Source organism: Tepidiforma flava, from assembly GCF_027594505.1.
Lineage (GTDB): Bacteria > Chloroflexota > Dehalococcoidia > Tepidiformales > Tepidiformaceae > Tepidiforma > Tepidiforma flava.
Genome location: NZ_CP115149.1, coordinates 342,066 through 360,711, shown reverse-complemented (window position 1 = coordinate 360,711; position 18,646 = coordinate 342,066). Strand labels below are relative to the sequence as shown.

General features: G+C 69.9%; 19 protein-coding genes and 1 pseudogene. 12 read left to right on the top strand and 8 right to left on the bottom strand.

Annotated elements, in window-relative coordinates; genetic code table 11:
* Positions 1–16: 16 nt before the first annotated feature.
* Positions 17–688 (top strand): annotated as a pseudogene (locus tag O0235_RS15485) (PAS domain S-box protein); the annotation flags it as partial.
* Positions 689–758: 70 nt separating this feature from the next.
* On the top strand, positions 759–3,482 hold the full coding sequence (locus O0235_RS02395; protein WP_270056962.1) for a hybrid sensor histidine kinase/response regulator: 2,724 nt from the start codon (positions 759–761) through the stop codon (positions 3,480–3,482).
* Here O0235_RS02395 and O0235_RS02390 read toward each other — a convergent pair.
* From O0235_RS02390 to O0235_RS02380, 3 genes are all read right to left on the bottom strand, one after another.
* Positions 3,434–4,423: an MBL fold metallo-hydrolase gene (locus O0235_RS02390; RefSeq protein WP_270056961.1), complete on the bottom strand. Its 990-nt coding sequence runs from the start codon at positions 4,421–4,423 to the stop codon at positions 3,434–3,436. The genes O0235_RS02395 and O0235_RS02390 overlap by 49 nt on opposite strands.
* Before the next feature lie 131 nt (positions 4,424–4,554).
* The gene (locus O0235_RS02385) at positions 4,555–5,454 is read right to left on the bottom strand and encodes an SDR family NAD(P)-dependent oxidoreductase (RefSeq protein WP_270056960.1); all 900 of its coding nucleotides are present in this window, start codon (positions 5,452–5,454) and stop codon (positions 4,555–4,557) included.
* Between the two features lie 73 nt (positions 5,455–5,527).
* The gene (locus tag O0235_RS02380) at positions 5,528–5,998 is read right to left on the bottom strand and encodes a hemerythrin domain-containing protein (RefSeq protein WP_270056959.1); all 471 of its coding nucleotides are present in this window, start codon (positions 5,996–5,998) and stop codon (positions 5,528–5,530) included.
* A gap of 148 nt (positions 5,999–6,146) precedes the next feature.
* Between O0235_RS02380 and O0235_RS02375 the strand changes: the two genes are divergently transcribed.
* From O0235_RS02375 to O0235_RS16235, 9 genes are all read left to right on the top strand, one after another.
* Entirely contained in the window at positions 6,147–6,560 is a 414-nt protein-coding gene (locus tag O0235_RS02375) for a rhodanese-like domain-containing protein (RefSeq protein WP_270056958.1), read from the top strand.
* 82 nt (positions 6,561–6,642) lie between these two features.
* Positions 6,643–7,458: a branched-chain amino acid ABC transporter substrate-binding protein gene (locus O0235_RS02370; protein WP_270056957.1), complete on the top strand. Its 816-nt coding sequence runs from the start codon at positions 6,643–6,645 to the stop codon at positions 7,456–7,458.
* Positions 7,359–7,880, top strand: a complete 522-nt coding sequence (locus tag O0235_RS02365) for an ABC transporter substrate-binding protein (RefSeq protein ID WP_308445670.1) — start codon at positions 7,359–7,361, stop codon at positions 7,878–7,880. The genes O0235_RS02370 and O0235_RS02365 overlap by 100 nt, the downstream gene beginning before the upstream one ends.
* Positions 7,881–7,982: 102 nt before the next feature.
* The gene (locus O0235_RS02360) at positions 7,983–8,936 is read left to right on the top strand and encodes a branched-chain amino acid ABC transporter permease (protein WP_270056956.1); all 954 of its coding nucleotides are present in this window, start codon (positions 7,983–7,985) and stop codon (positions 8,934–8,936) included.
* Positions 8,937–9,059: 123 nt separating this feature from the next.
* Positions 9,060–10,079: a branched-chain amino acid ABC transporter permease gene (locus tag O0235_RS02355; protein WP_270056955.1), complete on the top strand. Its 1,020-nt coding sequence runs from the start codon at positions 9,060–9,062 to the stop codon at positions 10,077–10,079.
* On the top strand, positions 10,076–10,975 hold the full coding sequence (locus tag O0235_RS02350; RefSeq protein WP_270056954.1) for an ATP-binding cassette domain-containing protein: 900 nt from the start codon (positions 10,076–10,078) through the stop codon (positions 10,973–10,975). Before O0235_RS02355 ends, O0235_RS02350 begins: the two co-directional genes overlap by 4 nt.
* Positions 10,962–11,669 (top strand): ABC transporter ATP-binding protein, encoded by a 708-nt coding sequence (locus O0235_RS02345; protein WP_270056953.1) that lies wholly within the window; start codon positions 10,962–10,964, stop codon positions 11,667–11,669. The genes O0235_RS02350 and O0235_RS02345 overlap by 14 nt, the downstream gene beginning before the upstream one ends.
* Before the next feature lie 111 nt (positions 11,670–11,780).
* Positions 11,781–13,157: a CoA transferase gene (locus tag O0235_RS16240; protein ID WP_506005451.1), complete on the top strand. Its 1,377-nt coding sequence runs from the start codon at positions 11,781–11,783 to the stop codon at positions 13,155–13,157.
* Entirely contained in the window at positions 13,091–13,633 is a 543-nt protein-coding gene (locus tag O0235_RS16235) for a hypothetical protein (RefSeq protein ID WP_506005450.1), read from the top strand. Before O0235_RS16240 ends, O0235_RS16235 begins: the two co-directional genes overlap by 67 nt.
* Here O0235_RS16235 and O0235_RS16230 read toward each other — a convergent pair.
* A complete protein-coding gene (locus tag O0235_RS16230; protein ID WP_270056951.1) occupies positions 13,599–13,790 on the bottom strand; it encodes a hypothetical protein in 192 nt (63 codons plus the stop codon). The two genes, O0235_RS16235 and O0235_RS16230, sit on opposite strands and share 35 nt — an antisense overlap.
* Positions 13,791–14,323: 533 nt before the next feature.
* Between O0235_RS16230 and O0235_RS02330 the strand changes: the two genes are divergently transcribed.
* On the top strand, positions 14,324–15,319 hold the full coding sequence (locus O0235_RS02330; RefSeq protein WP_270056950.1) for an alpha/beta fold hydrolase: 996 nt from the start codon (positions 14,324–14,326) through the stop codon (positions 15,317–15,319).
* Between the two features lie 71 nt (positions 15,320–15,390).
* Here the strand turns inward: O0235_RS02330 and O0235_RS02325 are convergent, their stop codons facing one another.
* Genes O0235_RS02325 through O0235_RS02310 form a run of 4 tightly spaced genes read right to left on the bottom strand, consistent with a single transcriptional unit; the run spans position 15,391 to position 18,638 of the window.
* Positions 15,391–16,437, bottom strand: coding sequence for a hypothetical protein (locus tag O0235_RS02325; RefSeq protein WP_270056949.1), 1,047 nt, complete (start codon positions 16,435–16,437; stop codon positions 15,391–15,393).
* A complete protein-coding gene (locus O0235_RS02320; protein WP_373324359.1) occupies positions 16,368–17,129 on the bottom strand; it encodes a molybdopterin-binding domain-containing protein in 762 nt (253 codons plus the stop codon). The genes O0235_RS02325 and O0235_RS02320 overlap by 70 nt, the downstream gene beginning before the upstream one ends.
* Positions 17,108–18,157, bottom strand: coding sequence for a 2Fe-2S iron-sulfur cluster-binding protein (locus tag O0235_RS02315; RefSeq protein WP_270056947.1), 1,050 nt, complete (start codon positions 18,155–18,157; stop codon positions 17,108–17,110). The genes O0235_RS02320 and O0235_RS02315 overlap by 22 nt, the downstream gene beginning before the upstream one ends.
* 7 nt (positions 18,158–18,164) lie before the next feature.
* The gene (locus O0235_RS02310) at positions 18,165–18,638 is read right to left on the bottom strand and encodes a NuoI/complex I 23 kDa subunit family protein (RefSeq protein WP_270056946.1); all 474 of its coding nucleotides are present in this window, start codon (positions 18,636–18,638) and stop codon (positions 18,165–18,167) included.
* Between the last annotated feature and the right edge of the window lie 8 nt (positions 18,639–18,646).

Genomic DNA, 18,646 nt, shown 5'->3' with positions numbered 1-18,646 from the left:
CCAAAGGAAGCCATCGGTGACATCCGACAAGGGCGAGCTCCAGCCACCGGACCCCGCGAGCGGCGAACCTCCGGCCTTCGAGGCCCGGGAGCTCCCGCCCGGCATCTTCTTCGAAACGCACCCCCTGCCCGCGCTCGTCTTCGAGCGCGGCACCCTCCGCATCCTCGAGGCCAACCGCGCCGCCTGCGCCCTCTACGGCTACGCTCCCGAGGAGTTCCGCGCCCTCACCCTCGCCGATATCCGCCCGCCTGAGGACGTCCCTGCCCTCCTCCGCCTGGCCCGCGGCGAGCGCCCCGACCCGCCCGGCGGCTACTGGCGCCACCGCACCCGCGACGGCCGCATCCTCCAGGTCCGCATCGCCGGCGAAAACATCACCGTTCGCGGCAAACCGGCGCGCGTCGCCTTCATCCTCGAATCGACGCCTGCCGAGGCTGCCCTCGCCCGCGCCCGCGAAGCCGAGCAGCGCTACCGCACGCTCTTCGACTACGCCGGCCACGCCATCGTCGTCCTCGACCTCGACCTTCGCCGGTTCGTCGAAGCCAACGATGATGCCTGCCGCCTCTTCGGCCTCCCGCGCGAAGAGCTCCTCCAGCGCGACCCCGTCTCCGTCAGCCCCGAATTCCAGCCCGGCGGCCAGCGCAGCGACGCCCTGGCTGCCGCCTACCTCGAGCGCGCTCTCCGGCGAACCCGTCGCGTTCGAATGGGTCCACCAGGACGCCGCCGGGCAGCGCATCCTCTGCGAAGTCCGGCTCATCCGCATGCCGCCGTTCGAACGCCGCCTCATCCGCGGCGCCATCTTCGATATCCGGCAGCGCCGCGCCGCCGACGCCGAGCTCCTCCGCCGCGAGCGCGAATTCCGCACCCTTGCCGAGAACTCCCCCGACCTCATCGTCCGCTTCGACGACGACCTCCGCATCGTCTACGCCAACCCTGCGGCCCTCCAGAGCGTCGCCGCCGACCTCCCTGCCGTCGCCGGCCGCAGGCCTGCCGAACTCTTCCCCGGCAACGCCGCCCTCGAACGCTGGGAGCGCGCCGTCGCCGCCGTCTTCGAAACCGGCCAGCCGCTCGTCCAGGAAGGGCCGTCCGACTTCCGCGGTCCCGGCGCCTACAGCCAGACCTGGCTCATCCCCGAGCGCAACGACCGCGGCGAAGTCGAGTCCGTCCTCTCGCTCACCCGCGACCTCACCGACCTCTACCGCACCTCCCTCGAGAATGCGCGGCTCGCCGCCATCGTCGCCTTCTCCCGCGATGCGATGATCACGACCGACCTCTCCGGCGCCATCACCGCCTGGAACCGCGGCGCCGAACTCGCCCTCGGCTACGCCGCCGCCGAAGTCCTTGGCCGCACCACCGAATTTCTGTTCGAGCCCGACGCCCGCCGCCTTCGGGAGGAAATCCGCGCCCGCGTCCTCGCCGGCGAGAGCATCGAGGACATGGAGCGCGCCGGCGCCGCAAAGATGGTTCGACCGTCATCCTCGCCACCTCCTACTTCCCCTCCGCGACGCCTCCGGCGCCATCGTCGGCATCGGCAGCGTCGCCCGCGACGTCACCGAGCGCGCCGCTGCGCCGCCGCTCTCGCCGAGAGCGAAGCGCGCTTCCGCACCCTCGCCGATTCCGCCCCCATCATGATCTGGACCGCCGGCCCCGACGGCCAAACGGACTTTCTCTCCCGGACTTGGCGGGAATTTACAGGTCGAGCCGACGAGGACCTGGGCAGCGGCTGGACCCGGGTGATTCATCCCGACGACCTGCCGGCCGTCATCGCCCTTTACCGGGAGTCGATAGCGCGCCGCGCCCCGTACTCGATCCGATATCGTCTCCGGCACCATACAGGCGTCTACCGCTACATGCTCGAATACGCGACGCCGCGCTTCGACGACAGCGGCGCGTTCCTCGGCCAGGTCGGCTGCGTCATCGACATCCACGACGCCGTCCTCGCCGAAGAAGCCCTCCGCCAGAGCGAAACCCGCCTCCGCCAGCTCCTCGATGCCGTCTCCGCCGCCGTCTGGGTCTCCGATGGCGTCAACGCCCTCTTCGTCAACGCCGAGATGGAGCGGCTCACCGGCTACCCGCGCGAACAGCTCATGGCGCCCGGGTTTCTCGCGTCCCTCATCGGTCCCGATGACATCCCCGTCATGGTCGAGCACTTCCAGCGCCGGCAGGCTGGACTCGAACAGGTCTCCCGCTTCACCATCCGCGTGACGGCCGCCGATGGCCAGGTCCGCCACCTCCGCGTCGCCGCCTCGCCCTTCGACTTCGACGGCCGGCCTGCCACCCTCCTCTCCGCGCTCGACACCACCGACCTCGTCCGCGCCGAGGAGGAGCGCCGCCGCTTCGACCTCCAGATGCAGCAAACCCAGAAGCTCGAGAGCCTCGGCGTCCTCGCCGGCGGCATCGCCCACGACTTCAATAACCTCCTCGTCGCCATCCTCGGCAACGCCGGCCTCGCCCTCATGGAGCTGCCGCCCGAATCGCCGGCCCGCCAAACCGTCCTCGCCATCGAAACCGCAGCCCAGCGCGCCGCCGAGCTCACCCGCCAGATGCTCGCCTACTCCGGCAAGGGCAAGTTCGTCATCGAGCGCCTCAACCTCTCCCGCGTCGTCGAAGAGATGGCCCACCTGCTCGAGGTCTCCGTCTCCAAGCGCGCCGTCCTCAAATACCGCTTCGCCCCCGACCTGCCCGCCATCGAAGGCGACGCCACCCAAATCCGCCAGGTCATCATGAACCTCATCACCAACGCCTCCGACGCCATCGGCGAGCGCTCCGGCGTCATCTCCGTCTCGACCGGCCTCCTCTACGCCGACCGCGCCTACCTGAAAACGGCCTATATGGATGATGACCTGCCCGAGGGCGACTACGTATACCTCGAAGTCGCCGATACCGGCGTCGGCATGGACGAGGAGACCGCCGCCCGCATCTTCGACCCCTTCTTCACCACGAAGTTCACCGGCCGCGGGCTCGGCCTCGCCGCCGTCCTCGGCATCGTGCGCAGCCACCGGGGCGCCATCAAGCTCTACACCGAGCCCGGCCGCGGCACCACCTTCAAGATCCTCTTCCCCGCCGCCGGGCCCGCCGCCGCGCCAGCCCCCGCAGCCCCGGCAGCGGCGTCCGCGGCCGGGCGGGGCGGCACCATCCTCGTCGTCGACGACGATGAAACGGTACGGACGGTGACCCGCCGCATGCTCGAGCAGGCCGGCTACACCGTCCTCCTCGCCGCCGACGGCAGCGAAGCCCTCCGCTGCTACCGCGAACGCCCGGGCATCGACCTTGTCCTGCTCGATATGACCATGCCCCACATGGATGGCGAGGAAACCTTCCGCGAACTCCGCCGCATCGATCCCCGCGTCCGCGTCCTCCTCACCTCCGGCTACAACGAGCAGGACGCCACCGACCGGTTCGCCGGCAAAGGCCTCGCCGGCTTCATCCAGAAGCCCTACCGCCCGCTCGACCTCCTCGAAAAGGTCCGGGAAGCGCTCGGCTGAACCTCAGGCCAGGCAGCGCAGCGGCTTCCCGCCGTTGAAGGCCAGCATCTCCGCGAACATCTGCCGGAAATCGAGCGGCGTCCCGCGCGGCTCGCCGCGCAGCTCGCTGTACACCCGGTGCAGGTTCGGCACGATCCGCTCCCGGTCGTGCCACTCCGCGAATTCCCCGAAGTCGAGCTGCCCCGCCAGCTCCAGCGGCGGAACGCCCCGATCGAACCCGTCGCGCCCGACCCGCATGAGCCATTCGAGATACCGCCGCACCTGCGCCAGCACCTCCGGCCCCGCCACCGGCCCGTGGCCCGGCACGATCGTCTCCGCCCCCAGCGCTTCCAGCCGGTCCAGCGCATCGAGCCACCCCCGACCGACCCGCCGAGCGCGAACGGCGTCCCGCGGTTGAACACGAGGTCGCCGCTGAAGAGCAGCTTCCGCTCCGGAATCCACGCCACGATGTCGTTCGTCGTGTGCGCCGGCCCCATGAACAGCAGCTCCACCCGGAGGTCGTCGACGTAGACGTTCAGCCGCTCGTCGAACGTCACCGTCGGCGGCGTCACCGGGCAGTCGCCGAAGTCGACCATCGGGAAGAGCGCATACGCCGCGTGGCCGGCGGCGATGATCTCCTGCCGGCAGCGCTCGCTCGCGATGATGGCGCTCGCCGGGGCGAACATGAAGTTCCCGTGCGTGTGGTCGCCGTGGCTGTGGGTATTGATGAGGGCGCTCACCGGCAGCTGCGTCACCTGCCGGACCGCCGCATGGAACGCCCGCGCCCGCTTCTCGGTCCCGGTCGTATCGATGACCGTCGCCGAACGGCTGCCGACGATGCAGCCGGCGTTGTTCAGGAACCAGCTGCCGTCCAGCTGGATATAGGCATAGATGCCCGGGCTGACCTCCTCGATGGTGGGCGGCGGCACCTCCTCGTGCGCCGCCGGCAGCTGCGTCGACACGTCGCACCCCTCCGGCGTGGTGCGCGGAGTCTAGCAGCCGCACCTCTGCCGGGTCAGCCAGCACCTGCGCACGGCCTGCAGCGCGGCCCGGCGCGAAATCCCTGCCCCGTCCGGCCCTGCAGCGCGGCGCGCTACTGGATGGGCGGGATGAACTGCTTGAACGTCGGCTCCATCCGCTCGAACAGCTCGTCCACCGTCCACATCTTCGCGCCCTGCAGCACCACCTGCGGCGCGATGTTGTTGTAGAGCGTGATCCGGTAGCCCGCGATGCCGAAGCAGCGCCCCGTAATCCAGCCGCCGGCGTCGCTCGCGAGGTACACCAGCGGCGGCGCGATGTTCGCCGGGTCGCGCTCCGTCCCCTTCGCCGCGTCCGAAACGACCCGGTTCGCGCCCTGCGCCGACCGCTCCGTCGGCACCGTGTCCGTCATCCGCGTCGCCGCCCCCGGCGCAATCGAGTTCGCCGTCACCCCGTACCGCCCGAGCGCCCGCGCGCAGCTCAGCGTGAACCCCCAGATCCCCATCTTCGCCGCTGCGTAGTTCGGCTGCCCCGGCGCGCCGAACAGCCCCGACCCGGACGTAAAGTTGATCAGCCGCCCGCCATTCCGCGACTGCCGCCAGTAGAGCGAAGCGAACTTCGTCGTCGCGAACGTCCCCTTCATATGCACCCGCACCACCGCGTCCCATTCTTCCTCCGTCATGTTGAACACCATCCGGTCCCGGAGGATGCCCGCGACGTTCACGAGGATGTCGAGCTGTCCCCACCGGTCCAGCACCGTCCGCACCATATCCTCCGCCGCGTCGAGGTCGGCGACGTCCCCGTAGTGCGCCACCGCCTCGCCGCCGGCGGCCTGGATTTCGGCCACGGTCTGCGCAGCCGGCGACGTATCCGCCCCTTCGCCCCCGACCGACGTCCCGAGGTCGTTGACGAGGACCTTGCAGCCCTCCTGCGCGAACAGCAGCGCGACCTCCCGCCCGATGCCGCGCCCTGCGCCCGTGATGATCGCCGTCTTCCCGGCAAGCCGACCAGCCATGTGCGAGCCCCTCCGTGCGAAGTGCAGGTGTGGCCCGCAAGCTTACCCTCACGTCAACGTTCGCGAAAAGCCCTCACCCCGCCGCCTTCGCCGCCGTGATCCGCTCGCTGTTCTCCACCAGCACGTTCACCTGGCTCTCGCTCAGGTGCGCATCCAGCAGCGGCAGGAACACCGCGTCCTCGCTCTCCAGGTGCGCCCGCGCCAGCCCGTACAATCCGAACAGCAGCGGCTGCAGGTACCGCCCGTAGGCGCAGGTGTCGCCATCCTGCTCCGCAGCCGCCGCCACCTTCCGCAAGTCCGACGCCATCTCCCGCAGCGCCTCGTGCTGGAGCTTCAGCGGCTCGCATGCGCCCGCCATCCCGAACACCCCGTCGACCGTCGGGAAGAGCGTGAACTCCTCCGCCTCCGAGGCCGGCAGCAGCGTCCCCTGCACGTACCGCAGCGCCTCGGCCAGCGCCGTCCGCGCCGCCGCCTCGTCCGTCCCCCGGCCGCCGCGCCCGCCTTCGCCACTGCCTGCAAACCCGGGCGGAGCGACATCCGCCATGCCCGGTACGGCCCGATGACCCTCTCGTCCATCGCGCGTCCTCCGTTCGATTCCCCGCGAGTCTGATGCCGCCGCCCCCGCGCGGCAACTGACGGGGTGCCGTGCTACCCTGTTTCCCACACCCCAGCGCACGAAACCGGAGACCACCGTGGCCACCAAAGACCCCCGCGAGCCCTTCACCCGCATCTCGGTGCAGGAAGCCAAAGAAAAGCTCGACCGCGGCGAGGCCGTCATGATCGACGTCCGCGAACCCCACGAATACGTCGAAGTCCACGCGAAGGGCGCCCGGCTCATCCCCGTCAACACCGTCATCAACGAAGTGAAACAAATCCGCGAATTCGCCAACGGCAAAGAAGTCCTCTTCATCTGCCGCAGCGGCCAGCGCAGCGCGCTCGCCGCCGAATTCGCCACCGCCGCCGGCCTCGACGACCTCCCCTCTACAACGTCGAAGGCGGCACCCTTGCCTGGGTCGAAGCGGGCTACCCCACCGGCGATTGAGCTCCTCCGCGTCCCTTTACCGGAGGGTAAATTCGTCTTGACCATCAGAGAAAGCCATGCCTAGGATTCCGCGACTGCGAGCGCCGTAATCCGCTCACGCTTCGTGCGGCGCACTCCATGCAGTCGAACAGAGGAGGGAATCCAGCATGATCGGTCGTAAGGGTCGAGGCAGATTCGCCTGGCTCCTGCTCGCCGCATCGTTCGCCCTCGTCGTCGCTGCCGCCTGCGGCGGCGATGATGACGACGACACGGGCGGCGGCGACGTCACCTACGGCAACGCCGGCTTCAAGACCATCGAAATCGCCGCCGGTCAGCCCATCAAAATCGGCTACTCCGGCCCCCTCTCAGGCGACCTGAAGGGCATCGGCGAACCGATCCTCAAGGCCATCGAACTCGCCGCCAAGGACAAGACCATCAAGGGCCACAGCATCCAGGTCGTCGCCAAGGATGACCTCTGCTCGGCCGATGGCGGCGCCTCCGCCGCCACCCAGCTCCTCCAGGAAGGCGTCGTCGCCGTCGTCGGGCCCGTCTGCTCCGGCGCCGTCGTTGCCGCCCAGCCCCAGTACGAGCAGGCCGGCATCACCCACGTCTCGCCGTCCTCCACCGCACACAAGCCCACCTACCCCGACCGCGGCCAGGTCTTCCAGACCTTCCTCCGCACCACTTACTCCGACGACATCCAGGGCCCGGCCCAGGCCAAGTTCGCCTTCGAAACCCTCGGCGCCAAGACCGCCTACGTCGTCTACGACACCGACGCCTACGGAACCGGCCTCCGCGACGCCTTCACGAAGGCCTACGAGAAGGAAGGCGGGAAGATCCTCGGCAGCGAAGGCTTCGAAAGAAGCAGACCGACTTCAAAGCCATCGTCACCAACATCAAGAACGCCAAGCCCGACCTCGTCTACTTCAGCGGCTTCTACTCCGAAGCCACGCCCTTCATCAAGCAGCTCCGCGCCGAGATGAAGGACGTCAAGTTCCTCGCCGGCGACGGCGTCAAGAACGACGAGTTCATCAAGGGCGCCGGCGCCGACGCCGAGGGCGCCTACCTCTCGCTCCCCAGCCCGGTCTACACCGGCGAGGCCTACAAGACCTTCGGCGACCTCTTCGAGAAGGAAACCGGCATCAAGCGCGATGCCAGCCCCTTCGTCGCCGAGGCCTACGATGCCGCCACCGTCATCATCCGCGCCCTCGAAAAGGTCGCGCAGGAGAAGGACGGCAAGCTCGTCATCGACCTCAAGAAGCTGAACGAAGAAATCCGCAAGACCGAGCTCGACGGCGCCTCCGGCAAGATCAAGTTCGATGCCCGCGGCGAAAACGTCGGCGGTGAAACGCCCGTCAGCCTCTTCCAGGTCAAAAACGGCGCCTTCGAACAGCTGAAGCAGTAGCGCCCGGGGCCGAACGTCCCATACTCGCGCATCGCAGCGGAGAGGCGCCGAACCCGGCGCCTCTCCGCGCGTCATCCAACCCGCCCGGCAGAGGAACCCCGCATGCCCGTCGCGCTCACCCTCTCCGTCAGTTTCTGGTCCGACCAGTTCGTCAACGGCCTCACCACCGGCAGCCTCTACGCCCTCATTGCCCTCGGCTACACGATGGTCTACGGCGTCCTGAAGATGATTAACTTCGCCCACGGCGAAGTTTTCATGCTCGGCTCCTTCGCCGGGTACGGCGCGCTCGTCGCCATGGGCGGCAACGAGCTTTCCGGCCCGGTCATCGCCCTCGCCATCCTCGGCGCCATCATCGTCGCCATGAGCGCCTCCGTCAGCGCCTCCGTCGTCATCGAGCGGCTCGCCTACCGGCCGCTCCGCGGCGCCCCCGCCTCGCCCCCTCATCAGCGCCATCGGCGTCTCCATCTTCCTCCAGTACCTCGTCCTCGAGCAGACTTCCGCCCGCGCGAAGTTCTACCCCGACATCTTCCCCGCGGGTCCCTCAGCGCCGGCCCGTTCGAAATCACCTACATCCAGCTCTTCCTGATCGCCAGCTCGGTCGCCATGATGGCGCTCCTCTACGCCATCATCCAGCGCACCCGCCTCGGCCGCGCCATCCGCGCCGTCGCCGAAAACCCCACCAACGCCTCCCTGATGGGCGTCGACGTCAACCGCACCATCGTGTTCGTCTTCATCCTCGGCGCCGCGATGGCCGGGGTCGCCGGCGTTCTCTACGGCCTCTTCTTCCAGACCATCCGCGGCTCCATGGGCTTCATCCCCGGCATCAAAGCCTTCACCGCCGCCGTCCTCGGCGGCATCGGCAGCATCCCCGGCGCCATGGCCGGCGGCTACGTCCTCGGCCTCGCTGAGACGGTCGGCCGCGAACTCCTGAACGAACTCCCCGGCGTCAACCTCGGCAACCAGTGGCGCGACGTCATCGCGTTCACGCTCCTCGTCACCATCCTCATCTTCCGGCCCACCGGCATCTTCGCCCAGCGGAGCACCACCCGTGCCTGACCGCGCACCCTCCCCCGTCCCTGGGCCCGGACCCTCGAGCGCGTCCGCTGGCCCCTCTTCATCGCCCTCGCCTGCATCCTCCCGTTCGTCCTCACCGACGTCTGGGTCCAGATGCTCGTCTTCGTGGCGCTCTTCGTCGTCCTCGGGCTCGGCCTCAACGTCGTCGTCGGCTTCGCCGGCCTGCTCGACCTCGGCTACGTCGCCTTCTTCGCCGCCGGCGCCTACACCATGGGCCTCCTCACCTCGCCCGGCTCCCCCATCGACGCAGGCCTCAACTTCTGGCTCATCCTGCCGATGGGCATCCTCATCGCCAGCGCCGTCGGCCTCCTCCTTGGCCTCCCGGTGCTTCCCCTCCGCGGCGACTACCTCGCGATCGTCACCACGGGCTTCGGCGAAATCATCCGCCTCTTCCTCATCAACCGCGACGACCTCACCCGCGGCTCGCAGGGCCTCTCGGCCATCCCCCGGCCCGACCTGTTCGGCTACCGCATCGACTCCTTCACCGAATGGTTCTACTTCGTCGTCGCCGCCGCCGTCATCGTCGGTTTCTGCACCAGCCGGCTCCGCGACTCCCGCATCGGGCGCGCCTGGGAAGCCATCCGCGAAGATGAAGACGTCGCCGCCGCCATGGGCGTCAATACCACCAAGTACAAGCTCCTCGCCTTCGCCAGCGGCGCTGCGATCGGCGGGCTTGGCGGTGTCATCTACGCCGCCTTCATCGGCTTCATCAGCCCGGCCGCCTTCTCCCTCCAGGTGAGCATCGATGTCCTCGCCATCGTCATCATCGGCGGCATGGGCTCCACGCCCGGCGTCATCCTCGGCTCGCTCATCCTCATCGGCGTTCCCCGCATCCTCCAGTTCCGCGAGACGAGCGACTTCCTCGCCAACCTCGGCTGGCTGCGGGACGGGCTCAACGGCCTCATCGGCGCCGTCGATGCACTCACCCCCGGCAGCATCGGCCGCCTGCCGCCGGCCGAAACCTGGGGCGCCCAGCTCGCCGATGACACCCGCTTCATCATCTTCGGCGCGCTCCTCGTCATCGTCATGGTGGTCCGCCCCTCCGGCCTCTGGCCTTCGTCCCGCCGCCGGCTCGAGTTCGCCCACGACGATGCCCCGGCGCCTGCCCCGGTGACTGCCCCGTGACCGCCGCCGAACTCATCGTCGACGGCCTCGGCATGCAGTTCGAGGGCCTCACCGCCCTCGCGGATGTCACCCTGCGTGTGCCTCCCGGCGAAATCCACGGCCTCATCGGCCCCAACGGCGCCGGCAAGACGACCTTCTTCAACTGCCTCACCGGCTTCTACCGCCCCACATCCGGCGCCGTCTACCTCAGCGGCCAGCGCATCGACGGCCTGCCGCCTCACGTCATCACCGGCCTCGGCATCGCGCGCACCTTCCAGAACATCCGCCTTTTCGCCAACATGACGGTGCTCGAAAACGTCCTCGTCGGCCAGCACCAGCACATCCCCGTTGGCGGCACCGACATCCTCAGCACCCGCAGGCCGGTGTATCCCACCGCGGTCGAGCGCCTGCTCATCCTCCGCGGATTTCCCCGCGCGGCCGTCAACGGCGTCATCGAAATCGCCGGCGCCATCGCCCGTCCGCCGCGCGTCCGCGCCGCCGAGGCAGCCGCCGTCAGCCGCGCCCGCGACCTCCTCGCCGCCGTCGGCCTCCGCGGCCGCGAGAACGACCTCGCCCGCAACCTCCCCTACGGCGATCAGCGCCGGCTCGAAATCGCCCGCGCCCTCGCCACCCGCCCGTCCCTCCTCCTCCTCGATGAACCCACCGCCGGCATGAATCCCAGGAAGCCGCCGCCATGGTCGGCCTCATCCGCCGCATCCGCGACGAATTCGATACCACCATCATCCTCATCGAACACCAGATGCGCGTCGTCATGGGCGTCTGCGAAAACATCACCGTCCTCGATTACGGCCGCAAAATCGCCGAGGGCCCCCGTAGCCATCCAGCGCAACCCCACCGTCATCGAGGCCTACCTCGGCACCCGCGCCATCCAGGGAGGCGGCCATGCCGCTCCTTGACGTCCGCGACCTCCGCGCCGGCTACGGCGCCATCCTCGCCGTCAAAGGCATCTCCCTCCACGTCGATGAAGGCGAAATCGTCACCCTCATCGGCTCCAACGGCGCCGGCAAATCCACCACCCTCCGCGCCATCTCCGGCGTCATCCGGCCCCGCGGCGGCCAGGTCACCTTCGACGGTCAGCGCATCGACCGCCTCCAGCCCCACGCTATCGTCCGCCTCGGCCTCTCCCACGTGCCCGAAGGGCGCGGCATCTTCCACAGCCTCTCCGTCTACGAAAACCTCCTCATGGGCGCGTACACCCGCGGCGATGACCTCCACGATGACCTCGAACGCGTCTATCGCCTCTTCCCCCGCCTCAAAGAGCGCCTCCGCCAGCCCGGCGGCACCCTCTCCGGCGGCGAACAGCAGATGCTCGCCATCGGCCGCGCCCTCATGGCCCGCCCGCGCCTCCTCCTCCTCGACGAACCCTCCATGGGCCTCTCCCCTGTCCTCGTCGAGACCATCTTCGAAACCATCCAGGCCATCCGCCGCGAAGGCGCTACCGTCCTGCTCGTGGAGCAGAACGCCCTCATGGCCCTCGAAATCGCCGACCGCGCCTACGTCCTCGAGTCCGGCGAAATCACCCTCGCCGGCACCGGCGCCGAACTCGCCCGCGACGACTCCGTCCGCCGCGCCTACCTCGGTGAAGGCTGACCCGCCCGCCCCTCGACCGGGAGCCCGCGCCCGCTACGATCACCGGGTCACCCCTGCCGAGAGGCGCCCGCTCACCGCAAAACGGGACAGCGCGGGCACGAATCCGGCACAATGCCGGCGGCAGCATCACGCTTCACGAACGGGAGTACCATGGACGCACTGCAGGGCGTCACCGTCCTCGACTTCACCAGTCACCTCGCCGGCCCCTACTGCACCAAGCTCCTCGCCGACCTCGGCGCGCGCGTCATCAAGGTCGAACGCCCCGGCGGCGACCCGGCCCGCAACCTGCCGCCCTTCCTCGGCGATCAGCCCGGCCCCGACCGCAGCGCCACCTTCCAGTACCTCAACACCAACAAAGAGTCCGTCATCCTCGACCTGAAGCAGCCCGCCTCCCGCGACGTCGTCCGCGCCCTCGTCGGGCTCGCCGACCTCGTCGTCACGGCCTCCCCGCCGCGCGTCGAAGAAGCCCTCGGCATCGACTACGCCACGCTCTCGAGCTACAAAGACCTCCCCGTCGTCGCCATCACCAACTTCGGCCACGACGGCCCCTACCGCGACTACTCGCTCGATGACCTCGTCGTCTACGCCATGGGCGCCGAGATGTACAGCCACGGCCTCGCCAGCCGCGAACCGCTCAAGCTCGGCGGCACCGCGGCCACGCTCCAGTGCGGCGCCATGGCTGCCGTCGCCGCGATGGGCGCCCTGACCGCCTACGAAGTCCACGGCGTCGGCCAGCTCGTCGACGTCCCCTGCTTCACCGTGCAGATCAGCAACATCGACCGCCGCAGCTCCAGCATCCTCGCCTACCGCTTCTCCGGCCGCGTCCAGGACCGGCCCGCCTCCCACATCTCCGGCCTCGCCGGCGGCATCTACCCCGTCGCCGACGGGTACGTCGAAATCGCCGCCCTCCCCGGCACCTACTGGCGCCGCTTCGTCGAGATGATCGGCGATGACACCCTCAAAGACCCCTCCCGGGACAGCCCCTCGCCGCCCTCCAGCCCGGCGCCCGCGAAACCGTCGACGCCATCGTCTTCCCTGGATGCTCGAACGCACCCGGGCCGAAGTCTGGGAAGCCGCCCGCGAGCACCACGTCATGTGCGGCCCCCTCTACACCGGCCTCGACCTCTGGAACGACGAAAACTTCCGCGAACGCGGCCTCTGGACCACGGTCCAGCACCCCGACCTCGGCGAACTGCCGATGCTCGGCCGCCCCTACATCTTCGAAAAGACCCCGTGGCGCATCCGCTCCGCAGCCCCGCGCCCCGGCGAACACACCCGCGCCGTCCTCCAGGAGGCCGGTCTCGAACCCGCTGCCATCGAATCCCTCGCCGCCGAAGGAGTCATCGCATGAGCGCCCCCTTCCGCTCCAGGGCATCCGCATCTGCGACTTCACCGCCGTCTGGGCCGGGCAAACCGCCACCATGTACCTCGCCGACCTCGGCGCTGAGTGCATCAAAGTCGAAAACCCCTTCATCTGGAACCCCATGACGCGGGCCGCCAGCCCCCGCATGAACGCCATGATGGCCCAGCTCATGCCGCCCTGGATCGCTGGCCACCCGCCGGAGCCCGGCCCGCGCCCTGGAACAACAGCCCCGCCTTCATCCAGGTCCTGCGCAACAAGAAATCGTTCACCGTCGACAGCCGCCGGCCCGAAGGCCTCGCCATCGTCAAGCAGCTCATCGCCATCAGCGACATCCTCGCCGAGAACCTTGCCATCGGCACCCTCGAAAAACTCGGCCTCGACGACGACGCCATCCGCGCCATCCGCCCGGACATCATCATCCTCCACATGCCCGCCTTCGGCCGCACCGGCAAGTACGTCGAAGGCCGCGGCTACGGCGCCCACATCGACTCCGTCTCCGGCGCCACCATCCTCCGCGGCTACCGCGACACCGCTCCCGCCGACAACGTCAGCATCTTCGCCGGCGACTACTGGGGCGGCATGCACGGCGCCGTCGCGGTGATGGCGGCGCTGCGCCACCGCCGCCGCACCGGCGAAGGCCAGGTCATCGAAATGGCCCAGGTCGAATCCTCCGCCCACATGTTCCCCAGGCCGCCCTCGACGCCGCATGGAACGGCCGCGAACACCGCACCGTCGGCAACCGCTCCATCGAAGGCCACGTCCCCAGCGGCGTCTTCCCTGCCGCCGGCACCGACCGCTGGATCGCCATCGCCTGCCGCGACGACGCCGAGTGGCGGGCCCTCGTCGCCTTCATGGGCAGCCCCGCCGGGCCGCCGACCCCGCCCTCGCCACCGCCGCCGGCCGCGAAGCCGCCCAGGACATGATCGAAGAGCGCCTCGCCGAGTGGACCGCCACCCGCGACCGCGACGAACTCTTCCACGCCCTCCAGCAGTCGGGCGTCACCGCCGGCCCCGTTCTCACCGCGAAGGAGGCCGCCGAAGACCCCCACCTCGCCGCCACTGGCGCCTGGAAGCGCCTCCCGCGACCGACGACTACCCCGAGGTCGACTGGCTCCGGCCGCCCTACCGCTTCTCCAGGTCGGACGTCGACCTGCGCACCCCGCCCTGCCTCTTCGGCGAACATAACGACTACGTTTACCGCGAGGTCCTCGGCCTCTCCGACGAGGAGATCGAAAGCTCGCCGCCGCCGGGCACATCGCCACCACGTTCGACCCGGAGGTCATCGCGACCGCGTGATTCCCGGCACCGCCCGGCGGACGCTCGAAACCGCGCCCGGCGTCGCCCTCGAGCTGTTCGAGGCTGGCGCCGGGCCGCCCGTCATCCTCCTCCACGGCTTCCCCGAACTCGCCTACTCCTGGCGCCACCAGGTTGCGCCCCTCGCCGCCGCCGGCTTCCGGGTCATCGTCCCCAACCAGCGCGGCTACGGCGCCAGCGCGGCCCCTCCCGCCATCGAGGACTACGACATCGAGGCCCTCGCCGGCGACGTCGCCGCCATCGTCCGCTGGGCCGGCGCCCCCGCGGTCGTCATCGGCCACGACTGGGGCGCCCCGGTCGCCTGGCACACCGCCCTCCGCTACCCCGAACTCGTCCGCGCCGTCGGCTCGCTCAGCGTGCCGCACGCCGCGCGGGCGCCGCGCCCGCCTCTCGACCTCATGCGCGAAGCCGCCGGGCCGGACCACATCCACTACATCGATTACTTCCAGCAGCCTGGCCTCGCCGAAGCTGAGTTCGAAGCCGACGTGCGCGCAGGCCTCGCCGGGTTCTACTGGTCCATTTCCGGCGATGCCCCCGCGAAGAGCGCTTCCGCCCCATTCCCCGCGGCGGCCGCTTCATCGATTCGTTCGCGCCGCCCGCCGCCCTGCCGGCCTGGCTCACGGAAGCCGACCTCCAGATCTACGTCGATGCCTTCACCGCCAGCGGCTTTCGCGGCGGGCTCAACTGGTACCGCAACGTCAACCGGAACTGGGAACGCTCCGCCGACCTCGCGGGCGCCGTCGTCCGCCAGCCCGCCCTCTTCGTCACCGGCTCGCGCGACCCGGCCCGCAACCCGCCCGCCATCGACCGGCTCCGCGAGGTCGTCGCCGACCTTCGCGTCTTCGCCATCCTCGACGGCTGCGGCCACTGGACCCAGCAGGAGCGGCCTGCCGAGGTCACCGCTCTCCTGCGCGAATTCCTGCGGTCGCTCGACGCCTGACCCGCTCCGCCGCCGTTCACCGGCCGGCAACTGAACGTCCTCCCTGCCGTCCGCACATTTTGCGGGCCGTTTACGAACACCCCGGACCGGTTTGACACGCGCCCGCTACCGTATCCCTCGAAGGGTACGGAGGTTCGCACGCTCTCCCCCACCTTCTCCGGAAGCGGGCCCTGGGGCCCGCGCCCGGTTCCGGCGAACCTCCTCCCTCGGCAAGCCCCCGCGGGCGCCGCCCGCGGGTCCGTCCTCACAGGCGCCCGCCTTTCCCCGGGGCGGGCGCCTGTCCAAGAACCCCATCCCGAATCCTGGCGTCGAAACTCCTGCCTCTCCAGTTGCGCGCCACCCACAGCGAACCCGCCGTTTGGCCCGGCGGGTTCGCTGGTTCTTGACCGCTGAATGAATCGCTGCCTGCGGCGTCAGCCGGCCGCAGCCGGCACCCGCGCCTCCACGCGAACTGTCGCGACGCCGTCGCTCCCGAAGAGGCCGGTCACTGCGCCGCCCTGCAGCAAGCTCGAAATGTAGACGTGGCCCTGCGGGACCCGTTCCGTCACCCAGTGCCGGGGCCTCGATGCTCGCGCCGCTGCCGCTGACCCGCACCGGGTCGCCCGTCGCGATGCCGAGCGCCCGCGCGTCCTCTTCGCTCACCTGGATCCGGTCGTACCGGTGGAGCTTCTCCGCCTCCGGGTGCCGCAGCGCGGCGGCGTCGAGCGCCGTATACAGGTCGCGCGAGGTGATGACGCGCCAGCCGTCGCCCGCCGCCGGTGCCTCGACCGGCTGCGCCGCAGCCTTCGAAGCGCGGGTCACCGGCAGCTTCACCCCTTCACCGATGATCAGGTCCCACGCCGGTTCGTACACCGGGTTCGCCTTCGCGATGGCGCCAAGCGCCTCGTCGGGCGTCGCCGGCACTTCGACGCCCAGCTCCTTCGCGAGCGCCTGCAGCGCCTCCCACAGCGGCACCGCATCGCCTTCCGGCCGAACCGCCGCCGCCAGCCGCTGCGCGCGGAAATCCGCCGCGGTGTACGTCCCGGTCGAGGCGTAGGCCCGTCCCTCTGCGATCACCGCCTGTGCCCGCCTCGCCGTCGCGTTCAGCACCCCGTCGATGACCACGACGGTGCCAATCGCGTCCAGCGCTGCCGCCGCGCCCGGCAGCCGCATCGTCGGGTCGTCGCGGACGACGAGCAGCCCGGCGAGGCCCTCCAGCGGGTTCGCGCCGCCTTCCGCGCCGATGCCCTGGTCGAGCAGGCCCCGGTGTTCGCTTCCGGCGGCAGCACGGCCAGCCCCTCGCTGGCGGCATCGCCCAGCAGGGCAATCGCCAGGTTTGCCGCGCCGCCGGTCATCGCTGCCGCAATCGCCGGGCTGACGGGATTGGGCGCGCACACGACCATCGTCTGCTCGCGCGGCGCCTCGCGCAGGAGGTCCGCCGCCCGCGCGATGTCTTCGCTCGCCGGCGCGCCGCCCTGCAGCGCCTCGGCCAGCTGCTGGGCCGCCAGCCCCTCCTCCCCGGCCTTCGTGCGAATCCACACCGCCGCGAAGTCGACCAGCTCGCTGCGCAGCGGCCCGATGACCACCAGCTTCGCCTTCTCCCAGACCACCGCATCCTTGATGCGGACGCTCACCACGTTGTGGCTCTCTTCGATGTCGTCCGCCACTGTGACGATCGCTTTTGCCTTCGGCAGCCGCTCGAGGTTCGACGCCATGCGCCACGTGCCGAACCGCGCTTCGAGCGCCGACGTCACGGCCCGCACCACCGGGCCCACGGCCTGGTCGGCCGGCGCGCCCAGCGCCCTGGTGGCGAGCTGCTGGATGACCAGCGCTTCTTCGTTCGTCACCGTTCCGCCGACGAGCACCCCGACCCGGCCGCGGGATTTCGCCTCCCGCAGCAGCCTCGCGGCCTCAGCCGCCGCCTCGGCGAGCGTCGCCGGCGCCTGGATGTTGCCCTTCCGCAGCAGGTGCTTCGAAGCCGCTCCCGCGGCTTGAGCGAATCGTAGTGATACCGGCCCCGCACGCAGATCTGGTCCCCGCTGAATGCGTTGCCGTCGCCCGGCCGCACGATGACGCCCCGGCCGTCCTTCGAGCCCAGGCGGATGCTGCACCCCACCGCGCACGAATCGCACGTCGTCGACGTCCACTTCTCCGGTTTCGCGACCCACTTGTTCGGGTGCTCCATCAGCGTCGCCGTCGGGCAGACGTCGATGCACGCGCCGGAGAAGTCGCAGTTGCTCTCGTGAATCGGCCCGCCCGCGCCGAACGCGATCATCGCGTCCCAGCCGCGCCCGCTCAGCGTGATCGCGCCGGTGTGCCGCTTCTCGTCGCACGCCCGCACGCACCGCGTGCAGATGATGCACATCTGCGGGTCGAACTCCATGAACGGGTTGCCCCGGTCGGCCGGCGGCTGCGGCGTCTGGTACCAGGTCCGCTGCTCGCCCACCCACGGCTCGTACCCCGCGCTGCCGACCATCTCGCAGGTCGCCTGCAGCTCGCACCGGTAGTTCTTCGAGCAGGTCAGGCAGCGGTGCGTCACCACGTCGTCGCGCAGGCAGATATCGCCCGGGTGGCAGTGCTCCCGCCGGTGGCAGGTCAGGCAGCGGTCGCTGTGGTTCGCGAGGATGATGGAGAGCACCGAGCGGCGCCCTTCCAGCACCTCCGGCGTGTTCGTCCGCACCACCATGTTCTCGGTCACGACCGCGGTGCACGAAAGCTGGAGCCCCGGCGGCCCCTCGATGTCGACCAGGCACGAACGGCAGCCGGCGTACGGCTTCAGGCCATCGATGTAGCAGAGGCTCGAAACGTAGAACCCGTTGTTCTTCAGCACCTCGAGGAGCGGCGCCCCGGCCGGCGCCTCGATGACCTTGCCGTCGACAGTTATCTGGACCATGGGCTCCCTACAGGCGGTGGAAATCGGCGTCCGGGTCGGGTGCCTTCATGCCGTTCGGATACGTGTTGTTGTTCCGCTTCAGGAACTCCTGCGCCACCCGGGTCAGCGCATGCTTGTCGCGGTACATCTCCTCGAAGTCGTACACCGCGTCGTCGAGCGGGCCGCCCGGCTGAATCGCCTCGTACGGGCACGCCTCCGTGCACAGCCCGCAGTACATGCAGATCCGGAAGTCGATCTCGTACCGGTCGATGTTCCGCCGCCCCTCGGCGTCCTGGCTCGTCGCCACGAGGATGCAGCCGTCCGGGCACGCCTGCGCGCACGTCGAACACCCGGTGCACCGCTCTTCGAACCAGAGCAGGTTCGTCCGCGCATAGACCGGGACCTTCCGGACCTCCTCCGGGTACTGGATCGTCGCCGGCGGCCTGAACATGCTGCGCAGCGTCAGGCTCATCCCCTTCGCGATGCCCTTGCCGTATGCCATGTGGAGGT

Bases quoted from the DNA above. Each gene is read 5' to 3' on its own strand.
- O0235_RS02395 (WP_270056962.1), top strand. From the start codon at position 759: ATGCCGCCGTTCGAACGCCGCCTCATCCGCGGCGCCATCTTCGATATC.
- O0235_RS02385 (WP_270056960.1), bottom strand. From the start codon at position 5,454: ATGGCTGGTCGGCTTGCCGGGAAGACGGCGATCATCACGGGCGCAGGG.
- O0235_RS02380 (WP_270056959.1), bottom strand. From the start codon at position 5,998: ATGGCGGATGTCGCTCCGCCCGGGTTTGCAGGCAGTGGCGAAGGCGGG.
- O0235_RS02370 (WP_270056957.1), top strand. From the start codon at position 6,643: ATGATCGGTCGTAAGGGTCGAGGCAGATTCGCCTGGCTCCTGCTCGCC.
- O0235_RS02360 (WP_270056956.1), top strand. From the start codon at position 7,983: ATGCCCGTCGCGCTCACCCTCTCCGTCAGTTTCTGGTCCGACCAGTTC.
- O0235_RS02345 (WP_270056953.1), top strand. From the start codon at position 10,962: ATGCCGCTCCTTGACGTCCGCGACCTCCGCGCCGGCTACGGCGCCATC.
- O0235_RS16240 (WP_506005451.1), top strand. From the start codon at position 11,781: ATGCCGGCGGCAGCATCACGCTTCACGAACGGGAGTACCATGGACGCA.
- O0235_RS16235 (WP_506005450.1), top strand. From the start codon at position 13,091: ATGTACCTCGCCGACCTCGGCGCTGAGTGCATCAAAGTCGAAAACCCC.
- O0235_RS02325 (WP_270056949.1), bottom strand. From the start codon at position 16,437: ATGCGGCTGCCGGGCGCGGCGGCAGCGCTGGACGCGATTGGCACCGTC.
- O0235_RS02315 (WP_270056947.1), bottom strand. From the start codon at position 18,157: ATGGTCCAGATAACTGTCGACGGCAAGGTCATCGAGGCGCCGGCCGGG.
- O0235_RS02310 (WP_270056946.1), bottom strand. From the start codon at position 18,638: ATGGCATACGGCAAGGGCATCGCGAAGGGGATGAGCCTGACGCTGCGC.